The 18,783-nt window shown below is 47.0% G+C and carries 18 protein-coding genes; 15 read left to right on the top strand and 3 right to left on the bottom strand.

The features are described from left to right. Positions 1-280: 280 nt before the first annotated feature. A complete protein-coding gene (locus ACUN27_RS29560) occupies positions 281-1,237 on the top strand; it encodes a 3'-5' exoribonuclease YhaM family protein (RefSeq protein ID WP_326062124.1) in 957 nt (318 codons plus the stop codon). 55 nt (positions 1,238-1,292) lie between these two features. Here the strand turns inward: ACUN27_RS29560 and ACUN27_RS29555 are convergent, their stop codons facing one another. Then, positions 1,293-1,754: an Lrp/AsnC family transcriptional regulator gene (locus tag ACUN27_RS29555; RefSeq protein ID WP_315955227.1), complete on the bottom strand. Its 462-nt coding sequence runs from the start codon at positions 1,752-1,754 to the stop codon at positions 1,293-1,295. Positions 1,755-2,027: 273 nt separating this feature from the next. On the opposite strand from ACUN27_RS29555, the gene ACUN27_RS29550 reads away from it, so the two are divergent. The 11 genes from ACUN27_RS29550 (at position 2,028) to ACUN27_RS29500 (ending at position 15,233) form a co-directional block, all read left to right on the top strand. After that, positions 2,028-3,413 (top strand): amidohydrolase family protein, encoded by a 1,386-nt coding sequence (locus tag ACUN27_RS29550; RefSeq protein WP_326062123.1) that lies wholly within the window; start codon positions 2,028-2,030, stop codon positions 3,411-3,413. Between the two features lie 59 nt (positions 3,414-3,472). Further along, entirely contained in the window at positions 3,473-4,468 is a 996-nt protein-coding gene (locus tag ACUN27_RS29545) for an aromatic ring-hydroxylating dioxygenase subunit alpha (protein ID WP_326062122.1), read from the top strand. Positions 4,469-4,672: 204 nt separating this feature from the next. Further along, entirely contained in the window at positions 4,673-5,767 is a 1,095-nt protein-coding gene (locus tag ACUN27_RS29540; RefSeq protein WP_315955224.1) for an ABC transporter substrate-binding protein, read from the top strand. 23 nt (positions 5,768-5,790) lie between these two features. Continuing rightward, positions 5,791-7,170, top strand: coding sequence for an amidohydrolase family protein (locus ACUN27_RS29535; protein WP_315955223.1), 1,380 nt, complete (start codon positions 5,791-5,793; stop codon positions 7,168-7,170). Positions 7,171-7,178: 8 nt separating this feature from the next. Beyond that, positions 7,179-7,889, top strand: a complete 711-nt coding sequence (locus tag ACUN27_RS29530; RefSeq protein ID WP_315955222.1) for an NAD(P)H-dependent oxidoreductase — start codon at positions 7,179-7,181, stop codon at positions 7,887-7,889. Positions 7,890-7,993: 104 nt separating this feature from the next. After that, the gene (locus tag ACUN27_RS29525) at positions 7,994-8,806 is read left to right on the top strand and encodes a creatininase family protein (RefSeq protein WP_326062121.1); all 813 of its coding nucleotides are present in this window, start codon (positions 7,994-7,996) and stop codon (positions 8,804-8,806) included. Positions 8,807-8,851: 45 nt separating this feature from the next. Then, positions 8,852-9,649 (top strand): ABC transporter ATP-binding protein, encoded by a 798-nt coding sequence (locus ACUN27_RS29520; RefSeq protein WP_315955320.1) that lies wholly within the window; start codon positions 8,852-8,854, stop codon positions 9,647-9,649. 18 nt (positions 9,650-9,667) lie between these two features. Beyond that, positions 9,668-11,005: an FAD-binding oxidoreductase gene (locus ACUN27_RS29515; protein WP_326062120.1), complete on the top strand. Its 1,338-nt coding sequence runs from the start codon at positions 9,668-9,670 to the stop codon at positions 11,003-11,005. Positions 11,006-11,141: 136 nt separating this feature from the next. Continuing rightward, positions 11,142-11,921: an ABC transporter permease gene (locus ACUN27_RS29510; protein WP_246239471.1), complete on the top strand. Its 780-nt coding sequence runs from the start codon at positions 11,142-11,144 to the stop codon at positions 11,919-11,921. Positions 11,922-11,942: 21 nt separating this feature from the next. Continuing rightward, positions 11,943-13,199, top strand: a complete 1,257-nt coding sequence (locus tag ACUN27_RS29505) for an amidohydrolase family protein (RefSeq protein ID WP_326062119.1) — start codon at positions 11,943-11,945, stop codon at positions 13,197-13,199. Positions 13,200-13,340: 141 nt separating this feature from the next. Then, entirely contained in the window at positions 13,341-15,233 is a 1,893-nt protein-coding gene (locus ACUN27_RS29500) for an ATP-binding protein (protein WP_315955218.1), read from the top strand. Positions 15,234-15,284: 51 nt separating this feature from the next. Here the strand turns inward: ACUN27_RS29500 and ACUN27_RS29495 are convergent, their stop codons facing one another. Both ACUN27_RS29495 and ACUN27_RS29490 read right to left on the bottom strand, forming a co-directional pair. Continuing rightward, positions 15,285-15,524, bottom strand: a complete 240-nt coding sequence (locus tag ACUN27_RS29495; protein ID WP_315955217.1) for an NHLP leader peptide family RiPP precursor — start codon at positions 15,522-15,524, stop codon at positions 15,285-15,287. 283 nt (positions 15,525-15,807) lie between these two features. Then, a complete protein-coding gene (locus ACUN27_RS29490) occupies positions 15,808-16,746 on the bottom strand; it encodes a hypothetical protein (RefSeq protein ID WP_326062116.1) in 939 nt (312 codons plus the stop codon). Positions 16,747-16,955: 209 nt separating this feature from the next. Here ACUN27_RS29490 and ACUN27_RS29485 point away from each other — a divergent pair, with 209 nt between their 5' ends. From ACUN27_RS29485 to ACUN27_RS29475, 3 genes are read left to right on the top strand one after another with little or no spacing between them, the layout of a single operon-like run. Then, a complete protein-coding gene (locus ACUN27_RS29485) occupies positions 16,956-17,402 on the top strand; it encodes a MarR family winged helix-turn-helix transcriptional regulator (protein WP_315955215.1) in 447 nt (148 codons plus the stop codon). 36 nt (positions 17,403-17,438) lie between these two features. Next, complete coding sequence (locus tag ACUN27_RS29480) at positions 17,439-17,768, top strand: DUF1904 family protein (protein ID WP_326062115.1); 330 nt, start codon at positions 17,439-17,441, stop codon at positions 17,766-17,768. A 9-nt stretch (positions 17,769-17,777) separates the two neighbouring features. Then, positions 17,778-18,698 carry an AEC family transporter gene (locus ACUN27_RS29475; protein WP_315955213.1) on the top strand — a complete coding sequence of 307 codons (921 nt, stop codon included), beginning with the start codon at positions 17,778-17,780 and terminating at the stop codon, positions 18,696-18,698. The last annotated feature ends 85 nt before the right edge of the window (positions 18,699-18,783 follow it).

The raw sequence follows: 18,783 nt of genomic DNA, 5'->3' as shown, positions 1-18,783 counted from the left end.
TGAAATGCGCCTTTTTCGCACGCAGAGAGAACTGTGGGCCGCTATTTGTCCGTTTTCGCAAGGAAAACAGAGTTTGGCGGGCAAATAGAGCCTTGCTGTTCCGCTTGGATGCGGCAACGGGCTAAATTTGCTGGAATAGCGGCTTCTAGTTCCCTAGGTGTTGCATCGGCCAACGTGACTGAGGCGGATTTTGAGCGAAAGAGTCGAATCTACGAATGAATTCAGCCATTTTGTCATTTTCATAGTATAATAGTTCCTAATGACATGTGGAGGAACTAAAATGACATTAATTAAGCAGCTTCAAGCACCAGAAGAATTTGTTGGATTTTATCTCATTAAAGAATTGGAAATTAAGCAAACGAACACAACGCCTGCGAAGGATTTCATGGATATTGTGCTGTGTGACGCCAGCGGGCAGATTTCGGCGAAAATGTGGGATGTCAGCGCTGCAGATAAGGAAACCTTTTTCCCGATGACATTGGTGAAGGTTCAGGGGCTGGTTCAAACCTATCGCGATAGATTGCAAGTGAAAATTGGTAGAATACGCAAGGTATTGCCGGAAGATGGCGTACAAATGACTGATTTCATTCGGTCGGCTCCAATCAGTCCAGTCGATCTTATTCATACCATAAATGGCGTTTTGGAAAGTATCCAAAATCCAAACATCAAATCGATCGTTTCTTTTTGTGTGGCCAAAGTTGGGGAGAAGCTTAATCATTATCCGGCTGCCAAAACCCACCATCATGCCTATTTCGCCGGGCTAGCCTATCACATTGTGCGGATGCTGGAAATTGGCGAATTCATCTGCAAACAGCGCCCGTTTCTTAATCCGGATTTGATCAAAGCAGGCATCATTTTGCATGATATTGCGAAACCGGAGGAGATGATTGCGCAGCTGGGCATCGTTACGGAGTACAGCGTGCAGGGCAAACTGCTAGGGCATATTTCGATGGCGGCGAATTGGATTACGGAGGCGGCTTTGCACCATGCGCTAGATCTGCAATCCGATGTCGTGATCGGTCTGCAGCATATCGTGTTGTCGCATCATAATTTGCCGGAATGGGGAAGCCCAGTGCTGCCGCAAATTCCCGAGGCAGTTGCTTTGCACTATATCGATTCGATGGATGCGAAGCTGCAGATGGTCGAGGATACGCTGCAAGTCACTCCGGAGACGGACGCTTGGACGCCTATGATTCGCGGATTAGAAAATAAGGCGATGTATCGTTTGAATTTATAAAAAAACCGTTAGGGCTTTCATCATGCCCTGACGGTTTTTTTATTGCTGCGCAAAATTAAAGCTCCAGCCCAGTCCCCTGCTTAAAACGTTTGATCACCACTTGCGTATTCACGCGAACAACGCCACCCAGTTTGTAGATGTTCTGATACAAAAATGCCTCTAACGCGGCTTCATCCTTCAACAGAGCATGCATATGCAGCGAACTGCTTCCTGTCATTTGATAGATCGAGATGACATTGGGATCCGCCGATAGTTGATTGCCCACCTCTTCAGCAAAGCGCGGTTCAACCTCGACTTCGAAAAAAGCGCTGACGACCTTTCCTAACTTTGTAGCATTCAATCGAATGGTGAAGTTCTCGATGACCTCATTGTCGATTAGATTTTCGACTCGTTTTTGAATCGCTACACGCGAGAGATTAAGGATTTCGCCAATTTTGGCGTAGGAAAGGCGGCCATTCTCATGCAGCAGCTTAATAATTTCTTGATCCACTTGATCCAGATGTGGAAGTTCCATCATGACACAACTCCTTACACAGAAAAATATATACAGTTGATTATAAAAAACATATTTTCACGAAAAAACAGCACTAATACGTTTCAAAATCAAAAAGTGTTAATTAGTTCGGCGATATTTCACTAAAAAACGTTACAAATTGTTTGGTTTTCATTTACAAGTGACGTTGACGGAAAAGATTGCCGCTCCTATAATCGTGTTAATAAACATAACACATATACATAATTTTTTAAACTGTGTAATAAAAGTTAACGCGAGGAAGGTGGCGGCAATCGAATGTCCAAGAAGCTGATCTACAACGGTACGATTATCACCATGAATGCCACCAATCAGATATTCAAACCAGGCTACGTCTATCTGGAGCACGATGTCATCGTAGAAGTGGGAGCATGGAGCGAAGATGGAAGGATGGATGGCCTGAAGGCGGAAGCGGCGTATGTCTACGATGCAAAGGGAAAAGTTGTGATACCTGGCATCATCAACGGGCATACGCATTTGTTTCAGACGTTCATGCGAGGCGTTTCTGATCACTCCCCGCTTGCACAGTGGCTGAAGGAGATCATTTGGCCGATGAGCTTGGCGATGGAGCCAGAAGATTTCTATTTGGCTGCATTGATCGGATGTATTGAAAATTTGAAATCGGGCGCCACTTACATCATGGATCACCATTATATCCATACCTACCCTGAGAATGACGAGAGTGTGCTGCGAGCCATGATCGATTCCGGCATTCGCGGGCATTTGGCCCGAGGAGGGTCGGATTTGGCGGGAGAAGTCCGATTGCGAGAGACTGAGGAGCAAATCTTTGGCGCCACGGACCGCTTGCTTGATGAATGGGAAGGGGCTGCTTCAGGACGAATCCGCATCGCGCTTGGGCCGCTCAATTTATATGGCTGTTCGCGTGGTTATCTGGAGCGGGCGGCGGTTTTCAGCCGGGATCGCCATCTCATTTCACACGTGCATGTGGCGGAAACGAGCGAGCAGATCGATACAACGATGGCACGTTATGGATTGCGCAACTTGGAGCTCCTGAATGAAGTTGGACTCCTGGGTGAGCAAACGCAGGTCGTGCACGGGGTTTGGCTGGATGACGGCGAGCTGGCCATGATTCGCGATCAAGGGGCATCGGTTATCCACTGCCCTGTCTCCAACATGTATTTAGCATCCGGCGTTGCCCGAGTGCCTGACATGCTGCGCATGGGCATTAATGTCGCTTTGGGGACGGACGGTCCCGGCAGCAATAACTGCCAAGACAACCTAGAGGTTCTAAAGTTCACGGCTTGCTTGCACAAGGTGAATGAGCTGGATGCTACCTTATTGCCTCCGATGGATGTGCTGCGTATGGCGACGGTGAATGGCGCGAAGGCGGTTGGAAGGAGCAATGAGTTGGGCAGTCTGGAGCCTGGCAAGAAGGCAGACCTGGTGGCAGTAGATATGATGAAGGCACATATCAGCCCTGTCCATCGCGCCTCTTCCGCCCTAGTGTACAATGCGAACGGCAACGACGTGGATCTTGTCATCGTCGGCGGCAACGTAGTTGTCGACAAAGGCGTATGCACCTGGGTGGATGAGCAGGAAATTTTAAAGAGAGCACAAGCCAGGGTTAATGTCCTGCGTGCCAAATTAGCTGGAAAATATCCTATTTTCGCAGACAACGAGTAGCTTTTTTTACAGGTTCAAATGTGTATGATTTTCATAAATTCCGTAGGAGGATGATAGTTATGGCCTTACAACGTCTACATGATCCCGTTCTGGAAAATGATTGGCATGCGGTGTACCTCGCGTCAGAACTGAAGGAGCAGCCTGTTGGTGTCATTATTTTGGGCGAAAGAGTGGCGCTTTACCGTTCCAGCATAGGGGTTCATGCCATGCAGGATCTATGCGTTCATCGTGGAGCGATGCTTTCCAGAGGCTGGGTGCAAAACGATGCGTTAGTCTGCCCTTACCACGGTTGGCAATATGATTCTTCCGGCCAATGTGTGTGTATTCCCGCACAGCCGAAGGGGGAGAAAATCCCGCCAAGAGCCAAAGCTCAGCTTTTCCATTGTGAAGAAAAATACGGTTTTATTTGGGTGTGTATTGGTGAGCCGACAGCGCCGCTTCCTCATTTCGACGAGTTTGCCAATCCCGCGTTTCGTCCACTGCCATGCGGCCCTTATAAGGTGGCGGCAGCGGGTACGAGAGTAATCGAGAACTTTACGGATTTTGCCCATCTGATGTTCGTCCACCAGAATTTGCTGGGACACCCGGACTATGCGGAGCTGCCTGACTTCGAGGTCATCAAAGAAAAAGATCGAATTTATATTGAACATATTCCGATTTTTCAGCCTGTAGCCCATTCCGGTTCAGATAAAAGTGAAGGAACGACTTACGTGTATAGGAAGGAAGTGTACCGGCCTTTATCGGCACGGTTGTCCAAAGCGGATCCGAGCAACGGCCAAACCTTGTGGATCATGCTGACGGTCCTCCCTGTGGCGGCAGAAGAATGTATTGTTCACATGATGGTGTCACGTAACTATGCCTTTGATGTGGATGATGCGAATTTCATCCGTTTTCAGGATATTGTCTTTGATCAAGATGCCAAGGTGATTGAGACGCAGAAACCGGAGCTGCTTCCGCTTGATTTGCAAGTAGAGCTTAATCACAAGGTAGACCGGTTTTCTATCGCCTATCGCCGTTGGTTGCGGGAACTTGGAGTCAAGGTTGGTGTCGTGTAAAATCGCTTAACGTTCGTTTTTTGGGATATATTATGGCTTGTCATTCACTTTATTCTTGAAAATATAATAAAAAGGCGTACTTTTATTGTGATTAAACACAAAACGTTAGCATCTTCGTTGACGCGCATAGACGATCAATTCTATATTTGACTAAAGGTCGATAAGTACTTTGTAGAGATAACCAAATATGGAGGGGATGTTCAAATGAAACGATTCAATGATACGAATCCGCTAGTCGCCAAACGCCCGGTACTCTTGTCTGTTAGCTTTATTGCGATCTCAAGTATGCTTGCCGCCTGCGGTAGTGGAAGCACCTCAGTTTCATCATCGCCAAGCGCACCAACTTCCACAGCGCCGGCGGCTTCCACGGCTCCCGCTGCATCAACAGCGGCTACGACGGCGCCTAAAGCTATCGTTCCAGCGACGGTTGTTTTGAACTGGTTCGCTGAGCCAGAACATGGCGGGAACTTTGCGGCGTTAGCCAAAGGTTACTACAAAGATGCAGGCTTGGATATGACGCTGATGCCGGGCGGACCGCAGGTGTCGTCTACACAGATTGTTGCCTCAGGCAAAGCGCAATTCGGGATGGCTAACGGCGACGATATTTTGGTGGCCAGACAAGAGGGGATTCCAATTGTAGCGATCGCAACCTCGTTGCAAAAGAGCCCGCAAGCTTTGTTTTACCATAAAGATTCAGGAGTGAAAGATTTTGCTGATCTTAATGGTCACAAAGTGTATGTAGCTTCCACTGCGAGCTTCTGGCAGTTCATTAAGAAGAAATACAAATTAGACTCGGCCCAAGAAATGAAATACACAGGTCAATTAGTCAATTTTGTTAATGATAAAACATCGCTCACACAAGGTTACGTGACTAGCGAGCCTTTCACTCTTGATCAGCAAAAAGTGGAGTATGGGACGCTGCTGAATGCCGATTCCGGATATAACATTTATGGCGGGGTTTACTTCACAACGGAGAAGATGATTGCCGAACATCCGGATCAAGTGAAAGCTTTCGTGGAAGCTACTGTCAAAGGATGGGACTACTACAAAGATCATTCTGAGGAGATTAACCCGAGCATTCAACAAAAGAACCCTGATATGGGCTTGGATATGATGAAATTTAGCGCTGCAAAAGAAATGGATTTCGTATTTGGCGGCGATGCTGCAACGAAAGGGACTGGCGTCATGACCAAGGAACGCTGGGAGGAAGTTCAGAAGCAATTAGTTGATGTTGGTGTGCTAAAAACGGCTGAAAGCATTGATAAAGTGTTCACAACCCAATTTTTACCTAAAAAATAATAATGGTTCAGGAGGTGGCGGCATTGGCTTCTGTTACGAATTTGGATTTCATCAATGTTCGATTACCCATGGAGGATGAGGGGCATTTGTTTCGCCTATCGATTCGGGATGGGGTTTGGACACAGATTCTCAAGCAAGAAGGAGATGCTGCCCCGCCTGGCGCTGTTTCTTTGGAAACGTGGAATCCTACGCAGGCTTTTCTGGACTCCAACAGGCCGATTATTGATTTGGAAGGTAAAATCATGCTGCCGGGCTTCGTGGATGCACACATGCATCTGGACAAAGCTTTCTCCTTAACTTCGGTTGAGAATCGAAGCGGGACGTTAGAAGAAGCTGTGCAGAATTATTCGCAAGCATCGCCTTCTTTTAGCAAGCAGGAAATTAAATCTAGAATGATTCGTTCGGCTATGCAAGCATTATCGTTTGGTACGACACGGATTCGGACGCATCTGGATTTTAACCTGCGAGTTTCCAGGGAAGTTGCCTTACGTACGATTGAAGCTGCCTTGGAAGCAAAAGAAGCACTGGCCCCTTACCTAACGTTGCAGCTGTTTCCAATGTGTCCTTACAACTTTATGTCAATGGACGTAGACGCCATCGAAGAAGCATTAAGGATGGGTGTTGACGGAATTGGGGGAGCCCCTCATTTATCGATGACCCCGAAAGAAGATATTGATTATGTGTTCAAATTAGCGGAGAAATACGACGTGCCGATTGATCTTCATTGTGACGAAACCGACAATCCGGCTATTCGCACGATTGAGCATATCGCCTATCGAACGAAGGCGGAAGGATACGAAGGACGAGTGACCGTTGATCATTTATGCGCGCTGGCATCCATGACCGATCAAGATGCGCACAGCATCATCGCTCAAATGGCGGATGCGGGGCTCAAAGCCGTTTCCTTACCTGCGGTGAATCTGTATTTGCAAGGCAGACATGACAGCTTCCCAATTCGGCGTGGGGTAACCAGACTGAAAGAAATATGGGAGGCAGGCATTCCTATTGCGGTAGCTTCCGATAATATTCACGATCCTTTTCATCCATTCGGGCGAGGTGATTTGCTGCAAATTGCTTTAATCAGCTCCTACGCCGCTCATATGGGAAGGCCGGACGATCTTCGTACGTTGCTGCGCATGATTACGGATGTTCCCGCTAAAGTGTTGGGACTTACCGATGATGCCATCAAGGCGGGCAATGAAGCGAACTTTGTCGTCATGGACGGCAGTACGCCGGAAGAGATCTTCACCATGCTGCCGGAACGGCGATGGGTGTATAGCGGGGGAAGGTGGGTGCGCATGGCTGCAGCCAAAACCAAATGGCAGGACAACACGTTAGCCCGCTATTGGGATGAGGCTTCACGAGAAGTATCCTTCCACAAACATGAATTTGCGAAAGGGTGAAATTGAGGGTGGCTAACTTGCTGGTCGTTTATTACAGTGCATTCGGTCATGTCTTTCAGATGGCACAAGCTGTGGCAAATGGGGCCAGCCAGTCAGGGGCTCATCATGTAAAGATCGTGCGCATCCCCGAAATGGCCGCTACTCAGAATCGCGTCATCCAGCCAGATAAGGAGAGGCCTACAAGCAGTAGTAAAAGCTTATCCAATCAATTTCGGCTGACAGATCGTTATAGTAAATATGAAGCAGCAGGTGTATTACAAGAGAATATTCCCTATGCGACTAATGATGATTTGCGATGGGCTGACGGCATATTGTGGGGCTTTCCCACTTATTATGGCACGATGCCCGCTCAAGTTAAGTTGTTTCTAGAAATGGCTGGAGAGTTATGTGTAGAAGGGGCTTTAGAAGGGAAGCCAACGGGCATTTTTAACTCGACGGCTTCTATTCATACTGGTCATGAGGCAGCTATTTTGACGGCTATGGTGCCATTCTTTCATTTCGGCATGATTTTCGTAGGTCTACCGTACTCCGAGAATCCAGAATATTTAACAGCGGACGCGATTGGCTGCTCGCCATATGGCGCCTCTACCTTGGCAGGTCCAGACAGTTCGTTGTCCCCTGATCCTAGGGAGCTGCTGATGGCTGCTCGGTTAGGGGAGCGGGTTGCGGATGTTGCCGCAGCTTTGCAGCTTTTTCGGACAAAAGAAGCTTCCGGTTAAAACGTTGCTACATTGAAAGCTAGGATCCGTTCTTGTCAATGAGATTGGGTCTTTTTTCATACAGGTGAACAACAAATCATACGACGCATAAGGAGGCGCTCATTGTGACATTCAGTCGCTATACAGGTAAAGCATGGGATCGCCACTTTTTCCCTCGATTAAGTAAGTTGGAGGTAGATGAGTTACCGAAAGATGACGCCTTGATCGTTCTGCCGGTGGGCGCGGTTGAGCAGCATGGTCCGCATATGCCGGTGTTTACGGATACGTTGATCTCCGAGGTGCTGCTAACAGAAGCGTTCCATCAGCTTCCGGATGATGCGAATATTTGGCTGCTGCCGGCCATCCCTTATGGCAAAAGCACTGAGCATCTCGGCCATCCCGGAACGATTACTTTATCTGCAACAACGTTGATGGCCGTCGTCATGGATATTGCCAAGAGCCTTACTAGAAGCGGCTTTCAAAAGTTGGCCTTGGTGAATACGCATGGCGGCAACACGGATTTGCTTAATATGATGGCTCGTGAAATCCGCATAGAGACTGGATTGGCGGTCTTTCGGCTAGACCCTGGCGGACTTGGCGGTGCCGATGAATGGATAACTCCGCTGGAAAAGCAAGCGGGCATTCATGCGGGTGATATGGAAACGTCGCTCGTGATGTCGGCAATTCCACATTGGGTGCACATGGAAGCGGCGCCTACGGAGTTCCCAAATTATCCGAGCTCACGTTATCTAGGTCTGCGCAACCGTGCTTTTGCATGGGTGATGGACGATTTATCCCACTCTGGCATCTCCGGAGACGCTGCGCAAGCTACGGTTCAAAAAGGCGAAGCCATGACGGTTACCTACGGTGCAATGATCGCCGAAGCACTGCTCGAATTTCAAGCTTTTGACATGAAGTCATTGAAAAAGCACCTATAGATAAACGGAATCCAAAAACAAATCTAGGAGATGATCGATATGGCCATGAATTCCCCCCTCGTCCACGATCCAAGTAAGCTCGGAGCTAGTCCTACATTTGTAAGTATGGAAAATCTGTCTAAAACATACCCGAACGGAACGATTGCCCTGCAGGATGTGAATCTATCCATTCAAGAAGGGGAGTTCTTATGCTTCGTGGGTCCTTCCGGCTGTGGGAAATCTACGATTTTCAAAATGATTACAGGGCTGGCCAAACCGAGCAGCGGCAAGCTGGACGTATTTGGGACGACGCCGAAGGAAGCGCGTAAGCAAAGCGATATCGCTTTCGTCTTTCAGGATCATACGCTGCTGCCTTGGTCGACGGTCGAAGCGAATGTTAGATTGCCGCTGGAATTGCGGGGAGTAGACAAGAAGACGCAAAAAGATGAGGCGCAGCGCGTGCTCGAGCTTGTCGGCTTGAAGGATTATATGAAGGTGCTGCCAAGGCAGCTTTCCGGTGGTATGAAAATGCGTGTCTCGATTGCCCGCGCGCTGATCTCCAGGCCTAAGCTGCTGCTCATGGATGAGCCGTTTGGCGCTTTGGACGAAATTACCCGTCAAACGCTGCAGATGGAGCTGCTTAATATTTGGCAGCAGGATAAATCGATGACGGTGCTATTCGTGACGCACAATGTGTTTGAATCCGTGTTTTTATCCACGAGTGTTGTTGTCATGACACCGCGTCCTGGCAAAATATCAGCGCGATTGGATATTCCGGTGCCTTTTCCACGGGATGAAAGCTTCCGGACCACGGCGCAGTTCAGCGATTTGGTGCGGGAAGTATCAGCAGCGTTAGAGCATTAAGAGGAGAGGATGACGCAGATGGCGATGCAAATGAACTGGGAGCAAATCATGCAGGAGCGCCTCGGGGACGAGATCGTGCATGTGGATCGTGCAACGAGAGAAAAACTTTCGAAGGATTATTACTGGTATTCTCCTGTCCTTAATCGGCAATTGCAGCATATGAAAGCAGCGGATGTCATTGCTATACCGCGTTCTGAGGCTGAGGTGGCTGAAATTATTGCCTTCGGTTACCACCATAACATTCCGGTGACGGTGCGTGGAGCCGGAACAGGTAATTACGGTCAAGCAGTTCCCCTGCAGGGCGGTATTGTTCTTGATTTAAGCCGTATGGATGAAATTCTCGAAATCGGACCTGGCTATGCAAGGCTTCAATGCGGCGTGCGTCTGGGTGTCATGGATAAAAAGGCGCGCGAGGCCGGGCAGGAGATTCGCATTTATCCGAGCACTTATGTCAAAGCAACGGTGGGCGGTTTTGTCAGCGGAGGTTCCGGGGGAATCGGTTCTATCACCCATGGCAACCTGTGGGATGGCAATGTGCTTGAAGCTGTGATCTATACAATGGAAGAGACACCACAGCGCCTCGTGATTCAAGGTCGTGATTTATTTGATTATATTCATAATTATGGAACGACCGGCATTTTAACCGAGGTGACGATCCCGCTTTCTCCGCGCACGGAGTGGGCTCAAGCCATTGTCAGCTTTGATACGCTGCAGGAATCCATGAAGTTCGGAGAGGCGTTGGCGAGAGAGGAAAAGATTCCGAAGCGGCTTATTGCTCCGATGGAATGGCCGATTCCGTCTTATTTTGTTCCATTTGCCAAAGTGATCAAAGCTGGCAAGGCAGCCGTTATGCTTGAGATTGAGGAGGAAAGTATGGATTCCGTCGAAGCGCTTGTTGATGGCTATGGTGGATGCATCGACCATTTCATAGAAGCCAAGCAATATCGGAAAACGATTGGCGTGTCGGATTTTACATGGAATCATACAACACTATGGGCAATGAAGACGGACTCCTCTATGACGTATTTGCAGGCAGGTTTTGAATTGGGCCGCTATGAGGAACAAATCGAGCTTTTGAAAGCGAAATGGGGCGACGAAGTTTACTTGCATTTCGAATGGGTGCGCAGCGGTGGAGAACTCGCGCTAAATGCGCTTCCACTTGTTCGCTTCCAAAGCGAAGAACGACTGTACGAGATTGTTGCCTTTTGCGAATCCATAGGGGTCAAGATCTTCGATCCGCACACTTGGGTGCTCGAACAAGGCGGACGTGGTGAGGTTGGCAGCATGGCGCGCAAGAAACGCGAGAATGACCCTAGAGGACTTCTGAATCCTGGCAAAATGAAGGTTGAGCCTTAAATGAAGGGAGACACGACAAATGGCTGTTGATTCTAACTATCTAAAAATGCTGCCTGACGAAATATTCCCTGCCCGTGAACGTTCCGCTTGGGCTAACCGACTCGATGAAGGCGCCTCACCGGGCTATCGCTTCCTTATGTTGTTGAAGCACATGCTGCCTCCCTTGGTTGCCTTTGTTGTTTTCATCGGTGGCTGGGAGCTCATTGCGTATTTAGCTAAGGCGCCTGTTTATCTGGTACCTAAGCCGTCTGACATCGTGGCTGCCGCCGTGGAAAACAAACATGCGTTATGGGTGTCAGTCACAACGACGACGCTTGAAGCTGTGCTCGGATTTTTCCTCAGCATCATCATGGGGGTAGCGGGTGCGATTCTGCTTGCCAGTTCCAAGTGGATCGAGAAAAGCGTGTATCCGTACGCTATCATTTTACAAACCATTCCGATTGTTGCAATTGCGCCATTAATTGTCATCTGGTTCGATGCGGGCATGAATGCCATTGTCATCATTACCTTCTTGATCGGATTTTTCCCCATGCTCTCAAATACCTTAATCGGTTTAAATTCTACGGATCAAAATATGAGCAACTTGTTTTACCTGTATAATGCCAATGCCTTTCAAACGATGTGGAGACTTCGCATCCCGGCTGCTCTGCCTTATATTATTGCGGGGTTGAAAATCTCCTGTACCTTATCTGTTGTCGGCGCCATCGTCGGTGAGTATATCGCTGGCATCGGTGGGGGAGCAGGCGGGCTTGGTTATGCGATTACGTATGCGGCCGCCCGGTTAAAAACAGCGTATTTATTCGCGTGCGGGCTGTCGGCTTCAGCGCTGGGCATTTCCTTTTTCCTCTTGGTCAACGCTTTCTCCAAATGGGTGTTGAGCTCCTGGCATGAATCCGAAATGAAAAAAGACAGCTAATGAACACGCCATAGGAAGAAGGTGATCACCCTGCTTGATTTAATCATTCGACGTGTACGTCTTCTGGATGACCCAGAGAACCGGGGCGTTGTCGATGTTGGCGTAAAGGACGGTAGAATCGTCGGTATTGGCGTTATCGACAGTGGAGCCGAACGAGAAATCGATGGCAGCGGACATCTGCTGCTCCCTCCATTCGTGGAGTCGCACATCCATTTGGACACGGTTTTAACGGCGGGGGAACCTGCTTGGAACGAAAGCGGCACGCTGTTTGAAGGCATCGGGTTATGGCAAAAGCGCAAACAATCGCTCACCTATGACGATGTCAGGAAGCGGGCGGAGAAAGTGCTGCAGCTGCAACTGGCGGCAGGCATTCTCCATGTTCGCACGCAGGCGGACATATCGGACCCGAACCTGACGGCGCTGCGGGCGCTTCTTGACCTGCGCGAGCGAGTGAAGCCGCACATGCAGGTTCAGGTCATCGCTTTCCCGCAGGACGGGATTCGCGCTTGCCCGGAGAATGAGCGCCGGCTGGAGGAGGCGCTCGAGCTTGGCGCAGATGGGATCGGCGCCATTCCGCATCTTGAACCTACACGTGAGGAAGGCCTCGCGTCGCTCGACATCGTGTTCCGCCTAGCCGAGAAGTATGGCTGCTTCGTCCATGTGTTCTGCGATGAAATGGACGATGAGCATTCAACCTTCCTTGAGAGCACGGCTCACTTGGCCATTCGTTATGGCCTAAGGGAACGTGTTACCGCAGCGCATGCGAATGCTTCCGCGTATTATAGTGACGCCTACTTTCAGAAAGTGGTAGGCATAACGGCTCGATCCGGCATAAACGTCGTCTGCTGCCCGCTCATCAACAGCGCTATGCAAGGCCGCTTCGATCGCTTTCCCAAAGGACGTGGAATCGCTAGGATCAAGGAGATGCTGGCGGCGGGTGTGAATGTTAGCATCGCGCATGATGACATTCAGACGCCTTTTTATCCGCTCGGCACGGGAAATATGCTAGCAGCAGCTCACATGGCGGCCCATCTTGCGCATATGACTGGGCGGGAAGAAATCGCTGAGCTTGTGCGCATGGTGACGGTGCGCGCTGCGAAAGTGCTGCAGCTTCACGAATATGGGCTGGAAGTTGGCCAGCCGGCATCCTTTATTCTGCTGCCCGGCCGGGATGCCATGGATCTTGTACGGGTTCAGCCGGATTGCCGGTATGTAATAAGCCACGGCCGTGTTGTAGCTGAAACGGAGCCTGCACGTAGCCGCTTATATGGCATGTAATAGCCACCCCCTAATTGGCAGGGGGTGGCTATATTTGTTTGACTATTGTTTACTTGGTAAAAGAAGGGAAAGTTCTCGTCCTGTCGAATTTCATTTATTGTTAAACATCGTAAGTTAAGTTTGGACGGGGATGGTGAACACATGAAGCGGTTTTCTCCAACGCTTTGGTTAGTGGTACTTGTTGCTGTGTTGAGCAGTTCGTTTTTAATGCCGCGAGTATTTGCCAATGATGTTCCAGAAGAAATAAAAACGATTTCAGAGTACTCGATCCTGTGGGGGGATCCGTCAGGTGGAATTGTAGACGTCAGTGCTGCCTTACCTGAGCGCTGGAGAAAAGTGAAAAGCGGTGAACCTTTTCCTGATAAACCAGAACATACCTCATCTGTATGGGTTAAATTCCAACTGCCTGCACATTTACCCAAAGACTATGGCATCTATATTCAAGACATTCGTACGCAGAAACTGAAGGTATACATTGGAGCACATTTAATTCGAGAATCGAGGTATGATTTTCCGTATGACGCACAGAGGAGTTTATTCCCGATTAGTAGTGTGGAAAGTGGAGAAACTGTATATCTAAAGTTGGAGTCAACTATGGACCGTTTGAGTATATACCCAACTATCAGGATAGATCAATACTCGATTCTGATGAGGTCGTATGTACTTCAAGATTTGCAGAATATTATTCTCGGAAGTGCTTTTTTATTCATTGCACTGATTATGCTAATTGGATCTATCTTCTTGAAAAGAGGTCAGCTTCAAAGCTGGATGCTAATAAGTGTATTAAGTTTGTCAGTAGGAATAATTTTTATTACATATTCTCCTTTTGTATACGCCAATTTCACAAGTTATGGTGGTTTATTTATCAATTTGTTCGATGTGGCTCTTAATGTGTTTTTACCGGCGCTAACTTGGTCATTCGAGCAAATCTTTGATAACGGGAAATTTAAATGGGTGCGTCGATTTCGGAAATTTCAGGTTGCTTATTCTGTTCTATTAATCGCATTTATGTTCATCAATCAATTGAATCATTATCAATTTAATAAAGCATACTTTTTTGTAGCGGTAACCGTTTTAGGCTATTTGATGATTTTCCAATTTGTTTTGATCATCGGATTATGTTTTCAGCTGATGCGAAAAGGGAACAAGGAAGCTGTTGTGTTTTCAATCGGATTTGGCACGTTGGCTGTCATGAGTATACTAGATCTTGTTAACTTCTATAGATCTTCACTGAATTATCAATTTTATTTATGGAAGTGGGGAGGCATTGCCTTATTTATTACCCTCATTGTTATATTGGTCCGACGTTTTGCTCTGAATCAGGAACTATTGGTCAACTACTCGAAAGAGCTAGAATTTTATAATCATCAGCTTCAACTTTCAGAAAGGACGGAAATCATAAGCTCCTTGGCTGCTTCCGTCGCTCATGAGGTGCGGAACCCCCTACAGGTAACGCGTGGTTTCTTACAGTTAATCGGTTCACGATCAGAGGAGAAAGAAAAAGAATATATGCAAATAGCGATCGAGGAACTGGATCGAGCATCGGTTATCATTACAGATTTTTTAACCTTTTCTAAGCCTCAGTTGGATGAAACCGTTGATATCGATGTTAACCAAGTAATTAAACAAATTGAAGGAATTATTATGCCGCTAGCAACTTTACAAGGCGGACGTATTGCTGTAAGTGTTCCACCTGGACTTTATATACGTGGAAATGTATCGAAGTTTAAACAAGTCATGATCAACCTTATTAAAAACGGTATTGAAGCTTTTCAAGATGACGGAGAGGTGCAAATTCGAGCATATGAGATGGATAGCAAGGTCTACCTTCATATTAAAGATAACGGTCAAGGGATTGAAGCTGCTGAGTTGGCGAAACTAGGGGAACCTTACTTTACAACAAAAACAAAGGGAACCGGTCTTGGACTTATGGTAACATTCCGGATAATTGAGGCAATGCAGGGGGAAATAGCATTTGAAAGTCAGAAGAATAACGGAACTGAGGTAATTATGAGTTTTCCAAAAGTAATGTAATAAAGAGCGAAGGAGCTGCACATCAAATCTGCAGCTCCTTCGTACTTATTTTTACCAGTTGGGATTATCAGCACCTGCCGGCACCAACACCTTAGCCGGATTCGCCGGAATAACAAGCACAAAGTCCGTCGAAGTTTCTTCTACCGCTTTCACTGTAAAATCACCGGGGAGCGTAATACCAAAGGATTCTTTTAGCGCTGCTTTTGGATTGGCAAGAAGTTGGTTTTTGAATGCTTCATCTTCCCACGCTTTTTGAATGATTTTCGCTTTTAATTGTTCATGTGATGACATAATTAGTCACTCCCCTTTAATTGTAACGGACATGGAAGCCACTATTTCTGATTATTGGCGATGAAAGGGAAGTTATCGGACTGAGGAGGCGTTATTCACTGTTATTTCCTTTGTTTTGGGCTATTTTGAGAGGAATAGCGTCGCTCAGGTCCGTTAAATCCTATTTCATGCTCAAAAATCATGAATAAGGGCATTTCAGTCCGTTAGGCACAGCAATCTTGCCTGAGCCATTGGTTAATATTCCCAATAAAAAAATTATAGCATGAATATTCAAAATATTCTATCAAAAATTACTAGAATTCGACAAAAAATAGGATAAACCGCCAGAAAGAAGTTGGTTGCGCTTTTCATTGATCTCTTTTGCTGTTACACGCAAACGATCTACTAGATGAAGATGAAATTGGCAAAGCTCTTTCAGGGGTGTCTCTAACGCTAGCAGCCCCTCATGATGCTTCGCGGCGATCTCACTATATCCCTCAAGTCCATCGCGAACATATATCTGCTGTTTGACCCAATCCGGGGTTGGTGAACCACCTTCCGACCCTCCAACGTTTCCACGCAAAAAAGCAAGCAAACAATTATAGGAACCCTCGTCCAAATCTTCCTCCCAATCCGCCCAGTCATCAAGCATTTGCAGCGTCACGAGCACTTTTTCAACAGCTCCCGTCACAGCGGGGATGAGCTCAGCTTGACCGGCGAGGAGTAAAGCTCCAGTGCTGGCGTTTTTGACAGGACTAGCTTTCCAGGCAACCTTCCTTTTGTCCGTGTGAAAGTAATCACCACCCGGCTCGCCTGCCACTGCGTCGGCCCATTCCAGCACGTAAGTCTCGTAATAATGCCAGAAAGGAGATTGCGGCGGGAACAATGCGCGATACATCATTTGAAATTGCATTTGAAATAAGTTCGCGAGCGGGAGCTTGTCCTTATGCGCCTCTTTGGTAGAATCCATAATGTCATCTACAACAAAGTAATAGAGCATGACGAAAACGTTAGCTAAGCTCAACCTTTTGACCGAATCGTTTGGCAAATGGGTGCTTTCCTGCATCCAATAGGGGAGCAAGTAGCAGATATAATTTTTCGTGCTCTCTTGCTGTCGCATGTCAAATTTAGCGAAGTAGGCTAGTCCGTGATGATTCAGCGGTTCAGGAAATGCGCGAATAAGATGTTCCGCTTCTCCGAATACCTCATCCATACTCTCCCTATGAGCAGAGAACCAATCCATAGGTCATATTCCCCTTTATTGGTATAATTTTGAAACAAGCTTAGCATGAATGAGGCGCGGATACAATTCCTTTTTAACCTCCATCGAATCAAGAATTTAGCAACATTTATGAACTTATCTGACTATTCGCATTGACAGTAGGGTTATTTTTATATACATTTGAAGCAAATCGATTGTTCGCAATATGAATGAGAAAGGAAGTCGATGGTATGAGCACCAATGAAGAATTATTAAAACTTGATAATCAGCTCTGCTTTAGTTTATACGCCAGTTCGAGAGCTATCACACGGATGTATCGTCCCTTTCTGGAAGACTTGGGAATTACCTATCCGCAGTATTTGGTGCTGCTCGTTCTATGGGATCAAAAAGAGAGCACCGTCAAGGAGCTCAGCGAGAAGCTGGATCTAGATTCAGGCACGTTGACGCCGATGCTCAAACGGATGGAAACTCAGAAGTTGGTAGAGCGGAAAAGGTCTGTTGAAGATGAGCGTGTTGTGAACATTGTCATTACAGAAACGGGACTTGCGCTTTATGAAAAAGCATTTTGCATCCCACAGACGCTGCTTGAATCCAGTGGGTTGTCCCTGGAAGAAATTCATAATTTCAATGTACAGTTGAAACGTATCATTAACAGTGTAAACGCATCAACGAAATGAGAAGCCGTAAGGCGATAAGGGATTGGAGTTTAGAGCATGCCTAGATTAACGTTCAGAGGAGTAACAATCGAACAAGTTTGTGGAATGAGTGAGAGCTTAGTTGAGCAGCTTGCGTCGATCTGCGAGTGTGACAGCGATAATTTTACGCTAGAGTGTGTCCAGCATCCGGCTGTTTTCGGCGGTAAAATTGTTCCAGCCTATCCGTTTGTTGAAGTCGCCTGGTTTGAAAGAGGGGACAAGATCAGGGATGCCGTCGCTGCGGCAGTTACGACCCATGTCCTTGGGCTTGGCTTGCCTGAGGTTGAAGTTGCTTTTACGACCTACAGCAAGGATGCGTACTACAGCAACGGAACTTCATTTAAGTGAGGAACAGAAATGAGTTATTTTATTTATATTCTAATTAATAATATTGTGCCGATTTCGATCATGATCGCGATTGGCGCAGTCATGTATCGTGCTTTTCATCTTGATATTAAAACATTATCCAAGCTTAATTTCTATGTGTTTTCTCCCGCCATCGTTTTCGTAAAACTGTATGAGTCTGAAATGAACCTGAATGTTATTCTGCAAGTCCTTTTGTTTTTCGCTTTGTTTTTCAGCCTTTTGTTTGCGGTGATTGAGATCTATATACGCATTAGGAAAATGAAGCGGGGCATGCGGATCGCCATGCGAAACAGCGTTATTTTCTATAATAGTGCGAACTATGCGCTACCGCTTAATCAAACCGTATTTGGAGGGAATGCCTATACCCTTTCTATACAAATTATCATCATGATCATGCAAAATTTGATCCCTAATACATATGGAATTTACACGTTAAATGCCCATAAATCAACTTGGAAGGCAACGATGAAGACGATTTTGTCTTTACCTGTTATTTATGCCATTCCGATTGCTCTGCTGCTGCGTTATTTCCATTTGCCCGTCCCATCATCCATTCATCTGCCGCTGACGTATATTTCAAATGCCTTCATGGCAACAGCACTCTTGACACTTGGCGTACAGCTTGGCGGGATGAAGTGGGAATTTCACTTCTCGAATGTGGCTGTTTCGAATATATTAAGGCTGATTGCGGGGCCGTTGCTCGGATTTTTGGTCGTGTGGATGCTTGGGATCAATGGACTGACCGCACAAGCGCTAGTTCTTTCCTGTGCCGTGCCAACCTCCCTTAGCAGTGTGCTCTTGGCGATTGAGTACGAGAATGAACCGGAGTTTTCTTCACAGGCGGTGTTTACCTCCACCTTGTTTAGTATGTTTACCATTCCAGTTGTCATCTATTTTACGGGTTTTCTGTGAACATTCTTGGTCATACTGAATGATGCAGGAATTTCGACATTTTCCGGCGAATTGGTAAGTAAATTTTACTAATTTAAAGGGGGCA

This window comes from Paenibacillus sp. WC2504 (assembly GCF_052682475.1).
This window is presented reverse-complemented; position numbering and strand designations above follow the sequence as displayed.

What these genes read in the sequence shown, in the direction of transcription:
- ACUN27_RS29560 (WP_326062124.1), top strand. Translation starts at nt 281, where the DNA reads ATGACATTAATTAAGCAGCTTCAAGCACCAGAAGAATTTGTTGGATTT.
- ACUN27_RS29555 (WP_315955227.1), bottom strand. Translation starts at nt 1,754, where the DNA reads ATGATGGAACTTCCACATCTGGATCAAGTGGATCAAGAAATTATTAAG.
- ACUN27_RS29550 (WP_326062123.1), top strand. Translation starts at nt 2,028, where the DNA reads ATGTCCAAGAAGCTGATCTACAACGGTACGATTATCACCATGAATGCC.
- ACUN27_RS29545 (WP_326062122.1), top strand. Translation starts at nt 3,473, where the DNA reads ATGGCCTTACAACGTCTACATGATCCCGTTCTGGAAAATGATTGGCAT.
- ACUN27_RS29540 (WP_315955224.1), top strand. Translation starts at nt 4,673, where the DNA reads ATGAAACGATTCAATGATACGAATCCGCTAGTCGCCAAACGCCCGGTA.
- ACUN27_RS29520 (WP_315955320.1), top strand. Translation starts at nt 8,852, where the DNA reads ATGAATTCCCCCCTCGTCCACGATCCAAGTAAGCTCGGAGCTAGTCCT.
- ACUN27_RS29515 (WP_326062120.1), top strand. Translation starts at nt 9,668, where the DNA reads ATGGCGATGCAAATGAACTGGGAGCAAATCATGCAGGAGCGCCTCGGG.
- ACUN27_RS29510 (WP_246239471.1), top strand. Translation starts at nt 11,142, where the DNA reads ATGTTGTTGAAGCACATGCTGCCTCCCTTGGTTGCCTTTGTTGTTTTC.
- ACUN27_RS29500 (WP_315955218.1), top strand. Translation starts at nt 13,341, where the DNA reads ATGAAGCGGTTTTCTCCAACGCTTTGGTTAGTGGTACTTGTTGCTGTG.
- ACUN27_RS29495 (WP_315955217.1), bottom strand. Translation starts at nt 15,524, where the DNA reads ATGTCATCACATGAACAATTAAAAGCGAAAATCATTCAAAAAGCGTGG.
- ACUN27_RS29490 (WP_326062116.1), bottom strand. Translation starts at nt 16,746, where the DNA reads ATGGATTGGTTCTCTGCTCATAGGGAGAGTATGGATGAGGTATTCGGA.
- ACUN27_RS29485 (WP_315955215.1), top strand. Translation starts at nt 16,956, where the DNA reads ATGAGCACCAATGAAGAATTATTAAAACTTGATAATCAGCTCTGCTTT.
- ACUN27_RS29480 (WP_326062115.1), top strand. Translation starts at nt 17,439, where the DNA reads ATGCCTAGATTAACGTTCAGAGGAGTAACAATCGAACAAGTTTGTGGA.
- ACUN27_RS29475 (WP_315955213.1), top strand. Translation starts at nt 17,778, where the DNA reads ATGAGTTATTTTATTTATATTCTAATTAATAATATTGTGCCGATTTCG.